Annotated in this window: 13 protein-coding genes and 1 pseudogene; 6 read left to right on the top strand and 8 right to left on the bottom strand. The window is 66.0% G+C overall.

What is annotated here, in order from left to right:
- Positions 1–490 precede the first annotated feature (490 nt).
- From ACWGRX_RS03045 to ACWGRX_RS03015, 7 genes are all read right to left on the bottom strand, one after another.
- On the bottom strand, positions 491–970 hold the full coding sequence (locus ACWGRX_RS03045) for a DUF6790 family protein (RefSeq protein WP_291640642.1): 480 nt from the start codon (positions 968–970) through the stop codon (positions 491–493).
- Positions 971–1,342: 372 nt separating this feature from the next.
- Complete coding sequence (locus ACWGRX_RS03040) at positions 1,343–2,455, bottom strand: DUF2218 domain-containing protein (RefSeq protein ID WP_452116365.1); 1,113 nt, start codon at positions 2,453–2,455, stop codon at positions 1,343–1,345.
- Between the two features lie 37 nt (positions 2,456–2,492).
- On the bottom strand, positions 2,493–3,629 hold the full coding sequence (locus tag ACWGRX_RS03035; protein WP_452116364.1) for an ABC transporter substrate-binding protein: 1,137 nt from the start codon (positions 3,627–3,629) through the stop codon (positions 2,493–2,495).
- Positions 3,626–4,483: an alpha/beta hydrolase gene (locus tag ACWGRX_RS03030; RefSeq protein ID WP_452116363.1), complete on the bottom strand. Its 858-nt coding sequence runs from the start codon at positions 4,481–4,483 to the stop codon at positions 3,626–3,628. Before ACWGRX_RS03030 ends, ACWGRX_RS03035 begins: the two co-directional genes overlap by 4 nt.
- A gap of 11 nt (positions 4,484–4,494) precedes the next feature.
- On the bottom strand, positions 4,495–6,666 hold the full coding sequence (locus ACWGRX_RS03025) for a TonB-dependent siderophore receptor (protein WP_452116362.1): 2,172 nt from the start codon (positions 6,664–6,666) through the stop codon (positions 4,495–4,497).
- A 166-nt stretch (positions 6,667–6,832) separates the two neighbouring features.
- The gene (locus tag ACWGRX_RS03020) at positions 6,833–7,657 is read right to left on the bottom strand and encodes a helix-turn-helix transcriptional regulator (RefSeq protein ID WP_452116361.1); all 825 of its coding nucleotides are present in this window, start codon (positions 7,655–7,657) and stop codon (positions 6,833–6,835) included.
- Between the two features lie 914 nt (positions 7,658–8,571).
- Positions 8,572–9,273: a class I SAM-dependent methyltransferase gene (locus ACWGRX_RS03015; protein ID WP_452116360.1), complete on the bottom strand. Its 702-nt coding sequence runs from the start codon at positions 9,271–9,273 to the stop codon at positions 8,572–8,574.
- Between the two features lie 180 nt (positions 9,274–9,453).
- Here ACWGRX_RS03015 and ACWGRX_RS03010 point away from each other — a divergent pair.
- Positions 9,454–9,966, top strand: a pseudogene (locus ACWGRX_RS03010) (transposase); the annotation flags it as partial.
- Between the two features lie 316 nt (positions 9,967–10,282).
- On the opposite strand, the gene ACWGRX_RS03005 reads toward ACWGRX_RS03010, so the two are convergent.
- Entirely contained in the window at positions 10,283–11,476 is a 1,194-nt protein-coding gene (locus ACWGRX_RS03005; RefSeq protein ID WP_452116359.1) for a pyridoxal-phosphate-dependent aminotransferase family protein, read from the bottom strand.
- A 148-nt stretch (positions 11,477–11,624) separates the two neighbouring features.
- Here ACWGRX_RS03005 and ACWGRX_RS03000 point away from each other — a divergent pair, with 148 nt between their 5' ends.
- From ACWGRX_RS03000 to ACWGRX_RS02980, 5 genes are all read left to right on the top strand, one after another.
- Positions 11,625–12,323 carry a GntR family transcriptional regulator gene (locus ACWGRX_RS03000; protein ID WP_452116358.1) on the top strand — a complete coding sequence of 233 codons (699 nt, stop codon included), beginning with the start codon at positions 11,625–11,627 and terminating at the stop codon, positions 12,321–12,323.
- 186 nt (positions 12,324–12,509) lie between these two features.
- Complete coding sequence (locus ACWGRX_RS02995) at positions 12,510–13,493, top strand: Bug family tripartite tricarboxylate transporter substrate binding protein (RefSeq protein ID WP_452116357.1); 984 nt, start codon at positions 12,510–12,512, stop codon at positions 13,491–13,493.
- Positions 13,494–13,655: 162 nt separating this feature from the next.
- Positions 13,656–14,156 carry a tripartite tricarboxylate transporter TctB family protein gene (locus ACWGRX_RS02990; protein WP_452116356.1) on the top strand — a complete coding sequence of 167 codons (501 nt, stop codon included), beginning with the start codon at positions 13,656–13,658 and terminating at the stop codon, positions 14,154–14,156.
- 10 nt (positions 14,157–14,166) lie between these two features.
- Positions 14,167–15,690, top strand: coding sequence for a tripartite tricarboxylate transporter permease (locus ACWGRX_RS02985; protein WP_452116355.1), 1,524 nt, complete (start codon positions 14,167–14,169; stop codon positions 15,688–15,690).
- A gap of 159 nt (positions 15,691–15,849) precedes the next feature.
- On the top strand, positions 15,850–18,786 hold the full coding sequence (locus ACWGRX_RS02980; protein WP_452116354.1) for an FAD-binding and (Fe-S)-binding domain-containing protein: 2,937 nt from the start codon (positions 15,850–15,852) through the stop codon (positions 18,784–18,786).
- Positions 18,787–18,923 lie beyond the last annotated feature (137 nt).

The raw sequence follows: 18,923 nt of genomic DNA, 5'->3' as shown, positions 1-18,923 counted from the left end.
ATCGCCGCGATCTCCAGTGGGTGCGTTGTCATCAGTGGCGGAAAGAATTTTACGCCGCCTACCCCTGAAAAACAAAGCGATGAGCGCATCAGGCGCGCTGTCCGAACCGGCGCCTGATGACGGCAGAACAGAAGACAGGCGGTGGCCTGGTAAAAGTCAGTTCGGCGTTGTGGAACTACGCCGATGCCGGGGCGGAGGAGGCAAAGGGCGGCGTCTGCGTGCTCGCCAGCTGTGGACGCGCCGCGTCGGGCCTTGCGATCCGAGGGCCGGCGGAGATCCGGGTTGCCTCGGCTGCGGCGGGCCCTGCATGAACTCGGCCCGCATCTCGTCGAGCGTCTTTGCAATATCCGCCGGCAACTCGCCGGCTGCCGATCGGTTTGTTGCCACCGCAAGGCCGCCCCCGAGGAGGACCGTCATAAACAGGCGCCGATGCATTCGAACTCCAATTCGCTGAACCTGGTCTCAACCCCTGTCAGGGCCTGCAAGGACTTTACGCGCTTCGCCGCACCCTGAAATAGAGCCAGGGCAGGAGGAAAGCACTCACGATCGTGCTGATCAGCAGGAGGCCAAAGTTGTTGGCTGCGACATTGCCGCCCACCACGGCGTCGTGGACGTGCACGATCGTCACGCCCAGGTGGAATATCACCACGTAGACGATGACGGCGGCCTTGAAATCCAAGGTTCGCCAGGACGCCACGAAGGCCATGACACCCATTGCGATGTCGGCAATGCCGATTTCGGTCTCGAAGGGGCTTGGTGCCCAGCCGATCGAAGCAGAAGCGATGCCGGGAAAGAAAACGTGGAAGATGCCGGACCACGTGCTGCCAATCCCCAGAAACAGAAGCAGCAGCCAGTCGAGCAGCCGGGCCTCATATCGCGCCGGCTTGCCTGCGAAGGCGGCAACGACGAACGAAAGGACGAATAGAATCGGGACGAGGTTGCCCAGTATTGCCCTGATCAACGCTTCCATATTTCGCGCGGCGCCCCATGTGACGTTACGGAGGGCAGCAGTATCTGAGTCCTGACGAGAGGCCTATCCCTGCGTTTCGCGGACCCTGTCGGCGCGGCAGTCGCCTTGGCGCTCGCCCCGCAATACCGGCTCGATCCGGCAAGACCCCATTCGATAAGCGTTGAGCCGGACGCGCAGTCGCGCTCACGGGACGAGTCCGGGATGCTGCGCCGATAGCTGCCGCACAGCCCGTGCGATCTGCCCACGGCCCGCTATCACCTGATCGGGAGCCGAATTCGGTGCAATGCCTCGCTTGTCCGACCGTGGTCCTGCTCTCGCCGCTATCGAAGGCACGAGTGACTGGTGTCGCAAGTCTTCCGCCGGCGCGGCCCTTCAGCCGGCGCGGGCGGCGGCTTTTTTCTCGAGGGCGTGCTGCTCCTCGGAGAGGCCGTTGCGCCAGTAGCTGACGATCAGGTGCTGGTCGAGGCCCGGGCGCAAACGCTGGCGCGTCGCGCTACGCAGCTGCCGGAACGCCTCGTGTTCCATCGCGGCCCAGACATAGAGGCTGGGACCGTCCTGGTCCCAGTCGAGCGCCTCGAATGCCGCCAGCAACTGTGGAGCGGCATCGCTCTCAGCCTGGTCGCGATGCAGCCAGCGCACCGTGACGCCGGCCGGGGCCTGCAGCACCTGCTCCTCCTGCGCGTCCGCGACTTCGATCATAGCGAGCCCTCGCGCAGCGCCGGGCAGGTTCGCCAGCATGCGAGCAACGGCCGGCAGGCCGGTCTCGTCGGCGAGGAAGAGGTAGCGCTCGGCATCGCGCAGTCCGCGCCCGCCGGGGCCGGCCATGCCGATCCGGTCGCCGGCCCGGGCGCGCTCGGCAAAGGCCGAGCCGGGACCCGTATCGCCGTGCAGAACGAAGTCTATGGCGAGCGTACCCGCGGCGACGTCGATCTCGCGGATCGTGTATTTGCGGACGGCCGGGCGCTGTTCGGGCGGCGGCTGGTTGATCAACCCGTCCTCGCTCAGCATCGGCCAGACCGGCTCGGCAAGGCCCGCCGGCGGGATGAACAGGCGCACATGCAGCGCTTCCAGCGTGTCGAAGCGCGCCAGATCCTCGCCGTGGAAGCGGATGCGGCGCATATGCGGGGTCAGCGTTTCGGTGTCGGTGACGGTCAACACCCTGAAATCGGGCAGGAGCGAGGGACCGCTGCCATCACCTTGCCAACCGATGGCGGGCGCGCTGCCGGCAGGCGCGAGCTCGACGACATGGCTCGCGATCGCGAGCTTCATTGCCTGCAGTCCGGCGAGGTTCGGTGCCTCGACGCGCGCCAGGAGTTCCTGCTTCGCCAGGCGCAGCACAGCCTTACTGCCGTCGAGAACGATCAGTGTCGCGCCCTCCCGCTCGCTCACCGTCGCATGGTGCTCGACGAGATGCTCGCAGAGCGCGCGCAGCAGCGCGGCCGGGTCGGCGAGGCTGAAACGCGCCTCGGCGCAAAGGATCGTCATGATCGGAAAGCCTTTCTGCTCGTGCGCCGCTGGCTTTTCAGCGCTGGCCTTTGGCTGTCCCGTCGATCCAGAGCGTGCCTTCGAGCGGGATCGCCGAGAACCGCGTCGAGATCTCGTTCAGCGTCGCCTGCGGGTCGAGATCGGCGAAGCGCTCGGGATGGATCCACTTCGCCAGCGCCTCGATCGCCACGATGTGCAGCGGGGTGTCGTTGAAGAGCTGCCAAAGCCCATAGGCCCGGCCGTTGCGCACGGCACTGAGCGCGCTGATGCCCGGGCTGGCGAGCAGGGTGGCGAAGCTGCGCGCGCCTTCCTCCGGCGAAATGCCGAGTCCGAGCACGAGGCCGCCGCGCCGGGCGAGATGCACGCCGCCCGTCGCGACATAGATCGCAGGGTCGGCGGCCAGCAATTGCTCGAGGCTGATCTGGCCGGTCGCGCCGGGCAGGATGGAAGCTGCGATGTTGCGGCCGCCGGCCAGCGTGATGAACTCGTCGAAAGTGCCTTTGCCGGGCGACTGGCAGCAGTCGAAGCCGCCGGCATGCGCATGCATGAAGACGCTCGGCCGTTCGGCGTCGCGTACGCGGCTGGCGAGCACGGCGCGCCGCGCCTCGTAGAAGCGGATATAGGCCTCGGCCTGCTCCTCGCGGCCGATCAGCTTGCCGAGCACGCGCAGGCTCGGCACCGTGTCGCGCAGCGGCTGCAGGTAGAAGTCGACCACGGCGACCGTGATGCCGGCCGCCTCGAAACGCGCGACGAGATCGCCCGGGCCGCGCCGCGTTCCGGCGAGCGATTGGCTGAGGATCACGAGGTCCGGCGCCAGCGAGACGGCTTTCTCGAATGAGAAGCCGTCCTGCGTACCGCCATCGCCGACCGTCGGCACGGTCTCGATCGCCGGGAATTTCGCGGCGTAGCGGGCATAGGCGTCGGGGTTCTGGCGCTTATGGTCGCTGCCCCAGCCGGCGAGCAGGCTGATCGGGTCGGGATGCAGGAGGCCGAGCCCGTTGAGCTGGCGCCCCTGGGCCAGCACGATTCGCTTCGCCGGCCCTGGCAGCGTCACCATACGTCCGGCGAGGTCGGTGACGGTGACCGGCTCGGCCGCCGCCGGGGCGGCGAGCATTCCAAGGGCAAGAAGAATTGGGATCAGCTTCGTCGCGATCCGCTTCAGCCGGACGATCATCGGGCGCTACCCCCCTGAACGGGTGCCTCGGCGAGCGTGAAAGCCACGGCGCGCGAGAGCATGGCGGGAATGACGGAAACATGGTTCTCGCCGGCGAAGACGACATGCTCGCAGTCGAGGTGACCGGAGGCGGCGAGGCTGCTTGCCATCTCGGCGGCATTGTCGACCATGCGGGCCTTCTCGAGGCGGGTGGCGCGTTCGGGGAAGCGAAGCGGATCGGTCTTCTGTTCTTCGCCACCGACGGTGATCAGCAGCCTTGGCTGCATGATCGGCGCCGGGCTGCGCAGGAACTGCGCCCGCGTGGCGAGGATGCCGCGCTCGTTCCACCAGATCGAAGGGCTGCCCGCGACGAGGCTGCGGAACAGCCCCGGTCTGTTGAACAGGGCGTGCAGGGTGAAAAGCCCGCCGAAGGAATGGCCGGCGAGCGCGAGTCGTGCCCGGTCGATCGGCGCGAGATCTGCCACCATCGGGAGCAACTGCGTCTCGATCAGGTCGAGGAACCGGTCGGCACCGCCACCGTCCGGCAGCAGGTCCTGCCGCCGCCGCTCGGCATCGAACGGGGCTGCGCCGGGATAGCCGATCCCGACGATCACCGCCGGGCAAACGCCGCTCACCTCGGGCCGGCCCCCCTGCAGGCGGGCGGCGGTCAGCGCCGTCGCGAACAGCGCGTCGCCATCGACCAGCACCAGGACCGGAAAGCCTGCGGCGGGAGGCACCTCGGGAGGCACCGCGACCAGCAGGCGATAGGGCTGGCCCTGCGCCGAGCGGATATCGAACTGGCGTGCATGCGGCAGCGCGACCGCGACGCCGGGCGAGAACTCGCCCGGCCTGTTGCTGGCGGATGTCGTGCGCACGCCGTCCGTCCTCACCAGCGATAGGACAGCGTCGCCAGCACCGTCCGGCGCAGTCCGAAGGAGCACTGCACGGCGCCGTAGCAGCCGGCGACATACTCCTTGTCGAACAGGTTCTGGGCGTTGACCTGAACCTTCCAGCCCTTCATCGCGGCATTGGCGGCGCTGAGATCATAGCTGATCGCCGCATCGACTAAGGCGTAGTCGTCGGTGAAGAAGGTGTTGCCGGGGTCGCCCGCACCCTTGCCGACATAGCGCACGCCGGCGCCGAGCCCGAGACCGGAGAACAGGCCGGTCTTGAAAGTGTAGTGCGCCCAGAGCGAGGCCATGTGGCGCGGCACGACGGGCGGCCGCTTGCCGAGATCGGCACCGTTGCTCTTGGTCACCTCGGCGTCGGTATATGCATAGGCGGCGACGAGATCGAGATTCTCCAGAACCGTGGCGCGCGCCTCGAACTCGAAGCCGCGGGCCCGGATTTCGCCGGTCTGGATCTGGAAGCCGACATTGTTCAGATCGGCGGTCGGCACATTGGTCTGCGTCAGGTCGTAGAGCGCCGCCTGGAAGAAGGCGTTGTAGCCGGGCGGCTCGTATTTCAGGCCGACTTCGAACTGCTCGCCTTCTGTCGGCTTGAACGGGCTGCCGCCGAAGCTCGTTCCAGCCACGGGCTCGAACGAGGTCGAATAGCTCGCATAAGGCGCAAAGCCGTTGTCGAAATTGTACATCAGCGCGACGCGCCCGGTATTGGCGGTGTCGTCCTGCTTGGTCAGGGCGCCGTTGGTCATGGCACGCGTCCGGGCCATGGCGCGGTCGAAGCGGCCGCCGACCAGCAGCGAGAGCCGGTCGAGGTTGATCTGGTCCTGCAGATAGACGCCGTACTGCTCGGAGAGCTGCGTCGTGCCGGGGGTGGCGGGGACCGCAAAGGGCCGGCGGCCATAGACCGGGAAGAAGGCATCAAGCGGCTGCACCGTGCCGCCGGCGCCAGTGAAGGCCGTGCCGTCGGCCCAGTAGCCGTCGACGCCGAACAGGAGCTTGTGCGTCAGCGGCCCGGTGCGGAAATCGGCCTGGAGCTGGTTGTCGACCCCGAAGGTCTGGGTCTTTTCGTTCGACGCGGTGACGCGCCGGTTGAGCGTGCGCTGGTTGGCTGCGAGCGAAGCGACCGCGACCGTCCGGTTGCGCGATTCGAGGTCGCTGTAGCGCAGGTTCTGGCGGAAGGTGAAGACGTCGTTGAAGCGATGCTCGAAGGCGTAGCCGAGGTTGAGCGCGTTGCGGCTGTAGCCCTCATAATTCGGCTCGCCCGGGAAGAGATTGCTGCGGATGCGGCCGTTCCGGTTCGGCAACGCGGTGCCGACGGACGGAATGAAGCCGTAGAAGCCGGTCTCGGGGTCGCGCTGGAACGAGGTCAGCAGCGTCAGGCTCGTCGCCGCATTCGGCTGGAAGGTCAGCGATGGCGCGATGTAGAGCCGCTCCTCCTTTGTGAAGTCGACCTGCGTGTCGGCGGCGCGTCCGAGCCCGACGAGGCGATAGAGGATCGTCTTGTCCGGCGTCACCGGCCCGCCGATGTCGAAGGCGAGCTGGCGGCGATCATAGCTGCCGAGCACCAGCTGGACCTCGCCATGCGCCTGCTCCTGCGGGCGCTTGCTGACCATGTTGATCAGGCCGCCCGGCTTGACCTGGCCGAAGGTGATCGAGGACGGCCCGCGCAGCACCTCGACGCGCTCCAGCCCCCAGGGCTCGGCGATCGGCACGAGGAAGTTGACGCCGCGCTGCAGGCGCAGCCCGTCGAGATTGTTGATGAAGCCGGCACTGCCGCCGCTGCCGCCGAATCCGCGGATGAAGACGCTGTCGTAACGTCCTGAGGAGAGTCGGGTTTCACCCAGAACGCTTGCGCTGTAGCGCAGCGCCTGGCTGACGCTTTGCACGCCCTGGTCGTCCATCTGCGCGCGCGGTACGACGCTGACCGATTGCGGCGTCTCGATCAGCGGCGTGTCGGTCTTGGTCGCGGTCGCGCTGCGCCGCGCGACATAGCCGTCGACCGGCCCGTTCGCCCGCTCGCCCTGCACCTCGATCGTCTCGAGGCCGATCGCGGGCTCGCTCTGAGCGTGGCTCGAGCCCGACCAGCCGACGATAATTGCCGCGAGCGCGACCGAGGCCTTGGCCACAGCGCGATTGCCGATGATGAAGTTCATGAACCCGACCTTTGCCCCACCACCTCGCGGTGGATTACCCAGGCGGGTTGTTTCAGGAACGGCGCCTCGGGGGCAACGAAGTCGGCTTTCGATCGCGGCAGTAATTCTTTCGCTGCAGTTTCGAACCGCTTCAACGAGAGAATAGCCTGCGCTGGACCAGCGGCGATCAACGCAACGCACTCGGCGGAATGCCGAAACGCTTGCGGAAGGCGCTCGAGAAATGCGCCGGACTGTAGCCGACGCGGAAGGCGGCGACGGCGACGCTGGCCTCGCCGCTGGCGATCATGGCGTGGGCCTGTTGCAGCCGATATTCTTGGAGATAGCCGAAGACGCTGGTGCCGAACTGGGCGCGGAAGGCCGAGGTCAGCTTGCTCGGATTGAGGCCGGTGCGGCGCGCCAGCTCCGAAAGGCTCGGTGGATCCTGCACCGACTCCTCCAGGATCTCGCGCACGGCCTGGATCTGGTCGCGGGTGCGCGCATCGAGCTTCGCCGGCCGCACAGGCCGCTCGCCGATGATCTCGTTGAGGGCGAGTGCTCCAAGCTCGAGCGCCTTGCCGGCGAGATAGAAGCTGCGCAGCGAATCGGCGACGCGACATTCGGCCATCTGGAGGGCCAGAGAACGCAGTTCGGCGTTCGCCGGGCGGACCCAGAGCCCGGCATCGTCGGGTCCCGAGACCAGCAGCAGCCGGGAGAGTTCGGCGCCGAATTCCTGTGCCACGAAGTCGAGCTCGAATTGCATCAGCGCGCAGCGCACCGCTCCGCCCGCTAAGCCGGTGCGTTGCTGGATATGCTCGCCGCCATTGGCGGCCACGAGCAGTGCCGGGCCTTCGATCATCACCGGCGGCCGGTCGTCGAGCTCCAGCGTCTGGCGCCCGTCCAGCATCACGCCGACCTTGAGTCCGGGCCGCATCGGACCGGTGACGCTTTCCCCTTCGGCGATGAAGAACGTTCCGGCAGAGAGCGAGAGGCTGCCCGAGAACAGCTTCAGCATTTCGCCTGACGAATGTGCGGGAACAGGACCAGATGGCATCGCGACCTCGGGAGATCGCGTCATGATACCGGGCGTGAGGCAAAAAGTAAAATAAATCAGTAGTTTATATGAGTTCCAAGTTTGCAGATGCGTGAGGCGTCAGCCGTCTGGCTCGAGGGTGTCATCCGCAGCATCTGCCGCCGCGCTGCGAGAAGGCGCGCTGGCGGCAGGAGAAGAAGATGATCTGCTGGTCGCTGGCCCGCCGGCGCAGCGCGTCGAGCATCCGCTCGATGCGGTCGCCTCGCTGTCAACTTTTTTTGCCGCTGTCTGCATTGCAGCAGCTTCTCTCCCCTGGCTACGGCAGAGCGGGCGGCCTCGCGCACGGGCGGGCGCGAATTGAGCGTGGGTTGTTCGATCAAGGCGGCGATCTCCTCGACCAGCTTCACGGCCGGCGAGTGCGTGTCGCCGGCCGTTCGCACGATCCGTCCTTAGCCCGGCTGAGTAGGCCTGCCGTCTGAGCGAGCTTGGCTTGAAGCTTCTGCATCTGGCCGTCGTCGGCTAACAGCTGCATGCGCTGTTCCCGGAGCTGTGTCGGCCTGGCGCTCGCACTGGCCCTTCCACATGTCTCGGTTGTTCGTGATCCGCTCGAAGGCTGGGTGGATGTCCGATGACGGCCACTTGTCGGTTTGAGCGAACTGCCGGCGCGGGTGCAACTTCCGCTGATCATGGGCGACCGGAAATGTGCCGACGATTGGCAAACTGCGGTGCAGCCAGAAGGCGATCGTTGAGCGGCAACCAGCCTGTGTTGCCGGAAGGGGCGGCCGCAGTCTCCGCCTCCTTGATCGTGAGTGCCGTCGAGGAGGCGGGCGGTTCCGGCAGCGACATCGCCGTGCTCGAGTGGCCGGACCTAGCCCTAAGGGGCTGCCAAGGCGGTGCTAATGTCTTTTCACGAAGTGAAAGATGGTGTCCGCTGTCATCGATGTTGCGGCGTTCGGCGGAATTGCGTGCGCCGCTAGCTTGTCCGGAGTATAGGTTTCGGCCATATCCACGTGGTCGAACCCGTCAAATAATGAGAGTAGCCGCCGCTCGGCATCGAGGGTGCCGAAGGATCTGACGTGATCGTGCTGACCAAAAAGACGCTCCCGCTCGAGATGGGGCATCGAAAGATCCATGTCCTCGCGATAGTAATTGGAAAAAAACGGGACGCAGAAGGTATGGAATCCGCCGGGAGCGATCGCTGCATTCATGTCCTTGATCGTTCTGTGCAGATCGGACGGTATATGTTCGAGAACATGTGAATGAACGAAACCCTGAACTGATTCCTTCTCAAAATAATCAAGCGGGCGCGTCAGGTCGATTTGTCTAACTGGTCTCTCGACCCACGGGTAGAATGACGGATCGTAGTCCGCTGGCTGGTAGTCGTCGCCATATTTTTGCGTCAGCAGAGCCGTAATGGCGTGTTCAGGCGCGCAATGAACGACCGGGAGGCCGTTCGGAGGCGGCGCCAAGTCTCTCAAGACACAATACATGAAGCGTGTTCTCTCTTTCGAGCCACAGCCCGCGCACCGAACAAGTCTACGCCCGCGGTAATCGCCAAACTTGGTGGAGTGGCAGACCGGGCAGGCCGGTTCAGTCATTGCAGTGGTTCCTGGTTCGAGAGTCGGGCTACCGAATATCATTCGCTGACAGATCGCAACTTCCTCAGCTTTCTTTGCGCAGCTTTTCTTTGTCGGGAGTATCCGATGAACCGCGCTGTGGCTCGGGTTCTGAGCCCATAAAGGTTGCGGCGCTGGCGGCCAGCTTCATAGAGGCCTTGGATGGGGCGCTATGATCTGAGCGAGGCTGAGTGGCGGCTGGTCGGGCCGCTGTTGCCGAACAAGCCGCGCGGAGTTGCGCGTGCCGACGATTGGCGGGTGATCACCGGCATTTTCTATGCGCTTCGGACCCGGCTCGCCCTGGCGTGACCTGCCGAGCCGCTACGCGCCACCGACCACGGTCTACCCTCGAACAGGGCGGTGGTCGGTGCTCTGACAGGCGGCTTGCCACCAGCCACCCTCCTCGTCGCCGATCGCGCCTATGACGCCCGGGCCGTCATCGACCTGATCCGGTCGCGCGGTGGGCAGGCGCGCATCCCAACTCAGGGAGATCGCAAGGTCCAACGATCGGTTGATCCGGCCATCTACCGCCAGCGCAACGAGATCGAGCGCTTCTTCTGCAAGCTCAAGCACCTCAACCGAGTCGCAATCCGCTTCGACAAACTCGCCCGATACTTCCTCGCCACCGTCCTGCTCGCCTCAACCAGACTCTGGCTTAGAGCTTGTGAGGCCACAACCTGGCAGGCACTGCTGGCGCTCGGCTGCAAGATCGGCAAGCTCGAAGGCGGAGCGGCTCGACGCACGCCGGCTCTGTCTTCCGGTGCGGCCGCCGCCTGTGGAATCGGCGCCGAGGCGATCAAGGCGCAGCTGGTGGCCGTCGCGGCAAGCGACTGGTGAGCGATCGTGGCGACAGTGTCGCTGATCGGGCTTGTGCCCATTCGCGATGCGAAAGCGAACTCTGGGGAGCCGCTGTCGTGCGCTGCCGTGTATCCTGCTTGGAGCTGGCTTCTGGGGGCGGCCAAGCTATGCGAGGCCGCCGCCGCCAGTGGGCTCAGGCTACCGCCGCAACCGATGCGTTCTTGCCCGGCTCGTGGCCTTCGAGGTTGGCGATCGCCGCCGCGACGCCGCCGGCGCGGTAGGGCACCCCTGCTGCCGAAAAGCCCATCTCGACGCCGGAGAGCGCGCCGAGCAGGGCAAGCTCGTTGCACTCGCCGAGATGGCCGATGCGGAAGACCTTGCCGGCGACCTTGCCGAGGCCGGAGCCCAGCGAGATGTTGTATTTTTCCAGCGCGATCTTGCGGAAGCGGTCGGCATCATGGCTCGGCGGCATCAGCACGGCCGTGAGCACGGGCGAGTGCTCGGCCGGATTCTCGCAGAGCACTTCGAGGCCCCAGGCCTCGACCGCGGCGCGGCAGGCGCCGGCCAGGCGCTCGTGCCGGGCGAAGACATTGTCCAGCCCTTCCTCCTGCAGCATGGCGAGCGCCTCCTTCAGCCCGTAGAGGAGGTTCGTGGCTGGCGTATAGGGGAAGAAGCCGCCGGCGTTGATCTTGATCATCTCCTGCCAATCCCAGAAGGAGCGCGGCATCGTGTTGGTCTTCGACGCCGCGAGTGCCTTCTCCGAGACGGCATTGAAGCCGAGGCCGGGCGGCAGCATCAGCCCCTTCTGCGAGCCGGAAACGGTGACGTCGACCTGCCATTCGTCATGCCGGTAGTCGACCGAGGCGAGCGAGGAGATCGTGTCGACCATGAACAGGGCGGGGTGGCCGGCGGCGTCGATCGCCTTGCGAATCTCGGCGACGCGGCTGGTCGCGCCGGTCGAGGTCTCGTTATGGACGACCATCACGGCCTTGATCTTGCGGGCCTTGTCCTCGGCCAGCCGCGCCTCGATCGCGGCAGGGTCTGCACCGCGGCGCCAATCGCCGGGGATGAACTCGACCTGGATGCCGAAGCGCGTCGCGATGTTCTTCCACAAGGTCGCGAAATGGCCGGTCTCCGCCATCAGCACGGTGTCGCCGGGCGAGAGCGTGTTGACGATCGCCGCTTCCCAAGCGCCGGTGCCGGAGGAGGGGTAGATCACCACCGGCTGGCTGGTCTTGAACACCGCCTTGCTGCCTTCGAGCACATGCTTGCCGAGCGCGGCGAATTCGGCGCTGCGATGGTCGATGATCGGCATGGCGATGGCGCGCAGGATCCGGTCCGGAATCGGGCTCGGGCCGGGAATGTGCAGGAAATGACGCCCTTGCATGATCTTCTTGTCCTCCCAGAGGGTCAGGCGCTGTCACGCCATTCCGGGTCATTTTGCATTCATTTTTTTGAAGATCAATCTCGATATGGCATGCGATAATTGCGTGATGGGGCTCGACAGCGGGTGCGGGCCGACTTAGCGGTGACGCATGAGCGTGCCATTGCTTGATCCTTGCGACGAAACCGCCCCGGTGGACGAGGCGACGAAACCTGCTGCCTCCCTGCATGAAGGGCTTCTGGTCGCGCTGCGGGACTTCATCGTGGAGGGCAGCCTGGCCGATGGTGCGCGCGTGCCGGAGCGGGCGCTGTGCGAGCGTTTCAACATTTCGCGCACGCCGCTGCGCGAGGCGCTGAAGGTGCTGGCGGCCGAGGGGCTGATCGAGCTCTTGCCCAATCGCGGTGCGCGCATTCGCCAGCTTAGCCCCGAGGATGTCCGCGAGCTCTTCGATGTCATGGGTGGGCTCGAGGCACTGGCCGGGCGCCTGGCCTGTGAGCGGATTTCGGAGGCCGAAATCGCCGAAATCGAGCGCATGCATCATGAAATGTATCGGTTCTATCTGCGTCGCGAGATGCATGGCTATTTCCACTGCAATCAGGCGATCCACCAGATGATCGTCGCGGCCGCCGGCAATGCCATGCTGGCCGCGACCTATGCCGGCCTGGCCGGGCGGATCCGGCGGGTGCGCTATTCCGCCAATCTCGCCAAGGATCGCGACCGCTGGGGCGAGGCGATGCGCGAGCACGAGGTCATTCTCGATGCGCTGCGCCGACGCGCCGGCGCGGAGTTGTCCGAGATCCTGTTCCTGCATCTGCGCAACAAACAGAAGGCGGCGCAGGCTTCGTCCTGATCGGGATCGTCGGCGCGGCAGCGGCGTTTTCACCCCATGCATGCGCTGCTGTCTGCGGGAATCGCGATTGTCGCAGGAAATCGTCGCCAATTTTGTGATCGGCAAATTTTGGATTGAATGCAAAAATTTTTGATCTAAGTTTTCTCCACAGCGCCGTCAGAGCGCAGTCATCGGGAGGGAGCGATCATGAAGCAGCACTGGCTTGCCGCGACCGCAATCTTGGTAGCAGGCATCGGCCCCGCGGCCGCCTGGGAGCCGACCAAGGCGATCGAGATCGTGGTGCCATTCTCGGCGGGCGGAGCGTCCGACCAGATGGCGCGGACGATGCAGGGCATCATCCAGAAGCACAACCTGACCTCGCAGCCGGTCATCGTCGTCAACAAGCCGGCCGCCGGCGGCGCCGAAGGCATGCTCGACATCCAGAAATCGGTCGGTGACGCCCACAAGCTGATCACCACCTCGAGTGGCATCTTCATGACGCCGATGGCGACCAAGCTGCCGCTGAACTGGCAGGACTACACGCCGGTCGCGATGATGGCGCAGGACTCCTTCGTGCTCTGGGTCAATGCCAAGGCGCCGTACCAGAATGCCGGCGACTTCATGGCCGCGGCCAAGGCGGCCTCGCCGCCACTCAAGGTCGGGGGCACCTCGTCGAAGCGTGAGGACAACCTGATCGTCTTCGCCATGGAGAAGGCCGGCGGTGTCAAATTCGCCTTCATTCCCCACACCAGCGGCGGCCAGACCTCGACGCAGCTCTCCGGCAATCATATCGACGCCAGCACCAACAACCCGGCCGAGGACGTCGCGAACTGGCGCGGCGGCGCGACCCGCCCGCTCTGCGTTTTCTCCGACCAGAAGATGACCTATTCGACCCCCGTCGCCGAAGGCAAATCCTGGGCGGACATTCCGACCTGCGCCTCCCAGGGCCTGAACGTCACCTACCAGATGCTGCGTGGCATGTTCATGCCGGGCAAGGTCACCAAGGACCAGCAGGCCTATTATGTGAGCCTCTTCAAGAAGGTCTCCGAGACGCCGGAATGGAAAGAGTACCTTGCGCGCAGCGCGCTGGTTCCCGACTACCGCGACGGCGAGGCCTTCGTGCAGTTCCTCAAGGCCGACGAGGCGAAGCACGCCAAGCTGATGGGCGACGCCGGCTTCATGGCCAAGTGAGGCCAACTCGGCACCGAAGCGCTTCGTCAGCTCTGCCCGGCCGTCATTTCGGGCGGAGCGAAGTGGAAGGCTCGGAATCCGTCGTAGGGCAGCGCCCTGCGATGGATCCCGGATCGGCGCCGCTACGCGGCTGGTCCGGGATGAGCGCGCGGGAGATGATCGATGTCGGGTTCAGCTGAAACCGAAGCTCCGGAGCGCGGCATCTCGCGGCGCCCGGTCGAGATCGCCACGGCCGCGATCCTGATCGGCCTCGGCCTGATCGTGCTCTGGGATTCCTATGGCCGCGGTGCCGGCTGGGACAACGGTCCGCAGAACGGCTTCTTCCCGGCTCGCGTCGGCTGGCTCTTCCTTGCGGCTTCGCTGTTCATCCTGTTCCAGTCGTTCCGCTCGGAAAACAAGATCTTCGTCACCTACGCGCAGCTGGGACAGGTGGCGCGGGTGCTGGGGCCGCTCATCGTCTTCGTCGCGCTGATCCAGCCGCTCGGGCTCTACGTGGCCTCGGCCGTCTTCATCCTGATTTTCATGGGTGTGATCGCGACGTCGCGCTGGTGGAGCATCGCGCTCACAGCGCTGCTCGTGCCGCTCGCCTGTTTCTGGATCTTCGAGCTGCAGTTCCGCGTGCCCCTGCCCAAGGGCCCGCTCGAAGCCATGCTCGGCTACTGAGGTTTCGCCGATGGATGACCTCTCCTCGCTGATCACCGGCTTTCAGATCGCGCTGTCCTGGCAGAATATCGGCTTCATGGCGATCGGGGTCATCCTCGGCATCGTCGTTGGCGTGCTGCCGGGGCTGGGTGGCCCGAACGGCGTCGCGATCCTACTGCCGCTGACCTTCGGCATGGACCCGACCTCGGCGATCATCCTGCTCTCCTCGATCTACTGGGGGGCACTGTTCGGCGGGGCGATCACCTCGATCCTGTTCAACATTCCGGGCGAGGCCTGGTCGGTGGCGACCACCTTCGACGGCTATCCGATGGCAGTGCAAGGCAAGGCGGCGGAGGCGCTGACCGCCGCCTTCACCGCCTCCTTCATCGGGGCGCTCTCGGGTGTCATCCTGATCACCTTCGTCGCGCCGCTCGTCGCCCAGTTCGCGCTGCGCTTCGGGCCGGCCGAGTTCTTCGCCGTCTTCCTTTTGACCTTCTGCTCCTTCATCGGCATGGGCCGCGAGAACCGGGCGAAGATCCTGGCCTCGCTCTGCATCGGCTTCCTGCTCGCGGCCGTCGGTCTCGATTCGATCTCCGGCGATTTGCGCATGACTTTCGGCTCGACCGAGCTGATGCGCGGTTTCGACTTTCTGATCGTCGTCATCGGCTTGTTCGGCGTCTCCGAGATCCTGCTGACCGTCGAGGAAGGGCTGGTCTTCAAGGGCAAGCAGGCGCGGATCGACCTCATGGTCGTGCTGCGCACCTGGGCCGGGCTGCCGCGCTACTGGGCGACGCTGATCCGCTCTTCGTTGGTCGGCATGTGGATGGGCGTGACGCCGGGCGGCGCCATCGCCGCATCCTTTATGGGCTACGGGCTCGCCAAGCGCTTCTCGAAGCGCGGCAAGAATTTCGGCAAGGGCGAGATCGAGGGCGTGCTGGCGCCGGAGACGGCGGCGCACGCTGCCGGCACCAGCGCGCTGCTGCCGATGCTGGCCCTCGGCATTCCCGGCTCGGCGACGGCCGCCGTGCTGCTCGGCGGCCTCCTGGTCTGGGGTCTGCAGCCCGGACCGATGCTGTTCGTCGAGCAGAAGGACTTCGTCTGGGGGCTGATCGCCTCGATGTATCTCGGCAATCTCGCCGGTCTGATCATCGTGCTCGCGACCGTGCCGCTCTTTGCGGCGATCATGCGCGTGCCCTTCTCCTTCGTCGCGCCGGTGATCCTGATCGTCTGCGCCATCGGGGCCTATACGATCTCGAACTCGATCTTCGACATCTGGTTGATGCTGATCTTCGGCATCGTCGGCTACGTCTTCAAGAAGCTCGACTATCCACTGGCGCCTCTGGTGCTGGCGCTGGTGCTCGGCGACCGGGCGGAGGATGCCTTCCGTCAGGCGCTGCTCGGCTCCGGTGGCAGCCTGCATGTCTTCATCGCCAATGGCTTGGTAACGACCCTCGTCATCCTCGCCATGATCCTGCTGCTCTGGGGGCCGGTTTCGGACCTGATCGCCACGGCGCGCGGCCGCCACGCCGGAAAAGCGGCGGAAGCCGCCGAGTAGTCATGCCGCCTTTGGAAAGAAACACCGTCATCCCGGACAGGCCGCAAAGCCGCACCGCTCCGGGATCCATCGCAGAGCGCCCAGATTTCCGATGGATACCGGCGCTCAGCTTCGCTACGGCCGGGATGACGGCTCACATTAGAATTGGCTAGCAGAACGATGACACACGCAGCCCCCCTGCCCAAGCAGGGCTCTCGCAATCTCGGGCTGGAGCGGCGCCTCGCGCAGGCGCTGGAAGGGGCGGTGCGCTTCGACGCCTTCACCCGCGGGCGCTATGCCACCGACGCCTCGATCTACCAGATCATCCCGCAGGGCGTCGCCTTCCCGAAGAGCGAGGCCGACATCGCCGCGGCGCTCCAGATCGCGGCCGAGCACGGCGTCCCGGTGATCGCGCGTGGCGGCGGCACCTCGCAGAACGGCCAGCCGATCGGCGATGCGCTGATCCTCGATATGAGCCGGCACTTCAATGCGATCCGGGACTATGATCCGGCGAGCCGCACCGTCTCGGTCGCGCCCGGCATCGTGCTTGAGGCGCTCAACACGCATGTGAAGAAGGATGGGCTTTTCTTCCCGGTCGAGCCCTCGACGGCGAGCCGCTGCACGATCGGCGGCATGGCGGGCAACAACTCCTCCGGTGCGCGCTCGCTGCGCTATGGCAAGATGGTCGACAACGTCATCGGCCTGCGGGCGCAGTTCCATGACGGCGAAGCCTTCGCGCTCGGCGAAGCGCCGGTGGGCGACAATGCCTCGGTCAGGACGCGCGAGCTGATGACGCGGATGCTGGCGCTGGCCGACAGCCATCGCGCCGAGATCGAGGCGATCTTCCCCAAGGTGCAGCGCCGTGTCGGCGGCTATAATCTCGACGAGCTGATCGTGCCGCGGCCGAATCTGTCGCATCTTCTGGTCGGCTCGGAAGGCACGCTCGCCATCACCACGCAGGCGACGCTGAAGCTCTCGACGCTGCCGGGGCATCGCGTCATGGGCGTCTGCCATTTCCCGAATTTCCGTTCCGCCATGGAGACGACGCAGCACATCGTCGCGCTCGGGCCGGTCGCGGTCGAGCTCGTCGACAATAATGTGCTGGTGCTCGGCGCCGACATCCCGCTCTTCGTGCGCACGCTCGCCGACATCACCAAGGGCAAGCCGAACTGCCTGCTGCTGGTCGAGTTCGCCGGCGACGACCTCGCAGTGCTGAAGCGCGATCTGAAGCGCCTCGACCAGTGCATGGCCGATCACGGTTTCCCGGATGCGGTGGTCGAGGTCGTCGAGCCGGCCCGCCAAAAGCCGGTCTGGGAGGTGCGCGAGGCCTGCCTCAACATCATGATGTCGATGAAGGGCGACGGGAAGCCGGTCTCCTTCATCGAGGACTGCGCCGTCCCGCTCGAGCACCTCGCTGACTATACCGATGCGGTCACCGCGCTGTTCGAGCGGCATGGCACGCGCGGCACCTGGTACGCGCATGCTTCGGTCGGCTGCCTGCATGTCCGCCCGATCCTCAACATGAAGACGGAAGCCGGGGTGAAGGCGATGCGCGGCATCGCCGAGGAGGCCTGCGATCTCGTGCGCCGTTTCAAGGGCTCGTTCTCGGGCGAGCATGGCGACGGGATCTCGCGCTCGGATTTCGTCGAGCCGATGTTCGGCGGTCCGCTGACCCGCGCCTTCGAGGCGGTCAAGGACGGCTTCGACCCGGAGAACCGGCTCAACCCCGGCAAGATCGTCCGCCCCTACCATATGGACGATCGCAGCCTGATGCGCTTTCCGCCGGGCTATGCCACGCCGGTGCCGATCGAGACCGCGCTCGACTGGTCCGACTGGGGCGGGCTCGGCGGTGCCGTCGAGATGTGCAACAACAACGGCACCTGCCGGAAGATGGCCGGCGGCACGATGTGCCCGTCCTGGCGCGCGACGCGCGAGGAGCAGCATCTCACCCGTGGCCGGGCCAATACGCTCAGGCTCGCCATTTCCGGCCAACTCGGCGAGGGCGCCTTCACCTCGCCGGAGATGAAGGAGACGCTCGATCTCTGCGTCTCCTGCAAGGGCTGCAAACGCGACTGCCCGACCGGCGTTGACATGGCCCGGATGAAGGTCGAGTTCCTGCATCACTATCATGCGAAGCACGGGCTGCCGCTGAAGGAGCGGCTGATCGCTTTCCTGCCGCGCTACGCGCCGCTCGCCGCGAAGCTCGCGCCGCTGATGAACCTGCGCGACCGCATCCCGCTCCTGGCGAAGCTCAGCGAACGTTGGCTCGGCTTTTCGGCGCGGCGCTCCTTGCCGGTCTGGCGCAAGCCCTGGGCTCAGGGCGGCAAGGAAGCGACGTTGGCAGAGGTCAAAGGCGACGGCCGCGACATTGTGCTCTTCGGCGACACCTTCAACCGCTATTTCGAGCGCGAGAACCTTGAGGCGGCCGAGCGCGTGCTCGCTGCCGGCGGCTACCGCCTGCACCGCGTCGCGGCGAAGGATGGCGGGAGGCCGCTCTGCTGCGGGCGCACCTTCCTTTCCGCCGGGCTGGTCGATGAGGCCCGGGCCGAGGCGCGGCGCACGCTCGATGCGCTCGGCCCCTTCGTCGCCAAGGGGGCGCGGGTCGTCGGGCTCGAACCCTCCTGCCTGATGAGCTTCCGCGACGAGTTCGCGGCGCTGCTGCCGAAGGCCGAGGTCGAGCCGTTGGCCAGGGCGGCGCTGCTGGTCGAGGAACTGCTCGCCGCCGACATGGCTGCCGGCAAGACCAGCCTGCCGCTGCGCGACCAGGGCGGGCGCGTCGCGCATCTGCACGGCCATTGCCACCAGAAGGCCTTCGACGCGATGGGAGCGGTCGAAAAGACGCTGCGGGCGGTGCCGGGGCTCGAGGTCAGGCCGATCGAGTCGAGCTGCTGCGGCATGTCGGGGGCCTTTGGCTATGGCGCGGCGACGATCGACGTCTCCTTCGCCATGGGCGAGCTTTCGCTGTTGCCGGCGGTGCGCAAGGCCAAAGCCGACGACCTCGTCGTCGCCGACGGCACGAGCTGCCGGCATCAGATTCACGATGGCGCCGGCCGCGAGGCGCTTCATGTCGTCAGGGTGCTCGACGAGGCATTGGCAGAGCGTGGCAGTCCGGCCTGACGGCGGACCAGGCGGCGCGAAACGCCGGCGCGTTTGATCTAGATTAAGCACCTCCGTCCCGGCGTTCTCTACCAAGGGGCCAGATGCCACTGCCCGAGTGGCTGCCGATCCCTGCCTAAGAGGCGTAGCTAACGTGT

It is taken from the genome of Allobosea sp. NPDC055594, from assembly GCF_053618995.1.
Note: the sequence above shows the minus strand (reverse complement) of the source record. Positions and strands in the feature narration are given on the sequence as shown.

What these genes read in the sequence shown, in the direction of transcription:
- ACWGRX_RS03020 (WP_452116361.1), bottom strand. Translation starts at nt 7,657, where the DNA reads ATGCTGAAGCTGTTCTCGGGCAGCCTCTCGCTCTCTGCCGGAACGTTC.
- ACWGRX_RS03045 (WP_291640642.1), bottom strand. Translation starts at nt 970, where the DNA reads ATGGAAGCGTTGATCAGGGCAATACTGGGCAACCTCGTCCCGATTCTA.
- ACWGRX_RS02985 (WP_452116355.1), top strand. Translation starts at nt 14,167, where the DNA reads ATGGATGACCTCTCCTCGCTGATCACCGGCTTTCAGATCGCGCTGTCC.
- ACWGRX_RS02995 (WP_452116357.1), top strand. Translation starts at nt 12,510, where the DNA reads ATGAAGCAGCACTGGCTTGCCGCGACCGCAATCTTGGTAGCAGGCATC.
- ACWGRX_RS03035 (WP_452116364.1), bottom strand. Translation starts at nt 3,629, where the DNA reads ATGATCGTCCGGCTGAAGCGGATCGCGACGAAGCTGATCCCAATTCTT.
- ACWGRX_RS02980 (WP_452116354.1), top strand. Translation starts at nt 15,850, where the DNA reads ATGACACACGCAGCCCCCCTGCCCAAGCAGGGCTCTCGCAATCTCGGG.
- ACWGRX_RS03000 (WP_452116358.1), top strand. Translation starts at nt 11,625, where the DNA reads ATGAGCGTGCCATTGCTTGATCCTTGCGACGAAACCGCCCCGGTGGAC.
- ACWGRX_RS02990 (WP_452116356.1), top strand. Translation starts at nt 13,656, where the DNA reads ATGTCGGGTTCAGCTGAAACCGAAGCTCCGGAGCGCGGCATCTCGCGG.
- ACWGRX_RS03015 (WP_452116360.1), bottom strand. Translation starts at nt 9,273, where the DNA reads ATGACTGAACCGGCCTGCCCGGTCTGCCACTCCACCAAGTTTGGCGAT.
- ACWGRX_RS03005 (WP_452116359.1), bottom strand. Translation starts at nt 11,476, where the DNA reads ATGCAAGGGCGTCATTTCCTGCACATTCCCGGCCCGAGCCCGATTCCG.
- ACWGRX_RS03025 (WP_452116362.1), bottom strand. Translation starts at nt 6,666, where the DNA reads ATGAACTTCATCATCGGCAATCGCGCTGTGGCCAAGGCCTCGGTCGCG.
- ACWGRX_RS03040 (WP_452116365.1), bottom strand. Translation starts at nt 2,455, where the DNA reads ATGACGATCCTTTGCGCCGAGGCGCGTTTCAGCCTCGCCGACCCGGCC.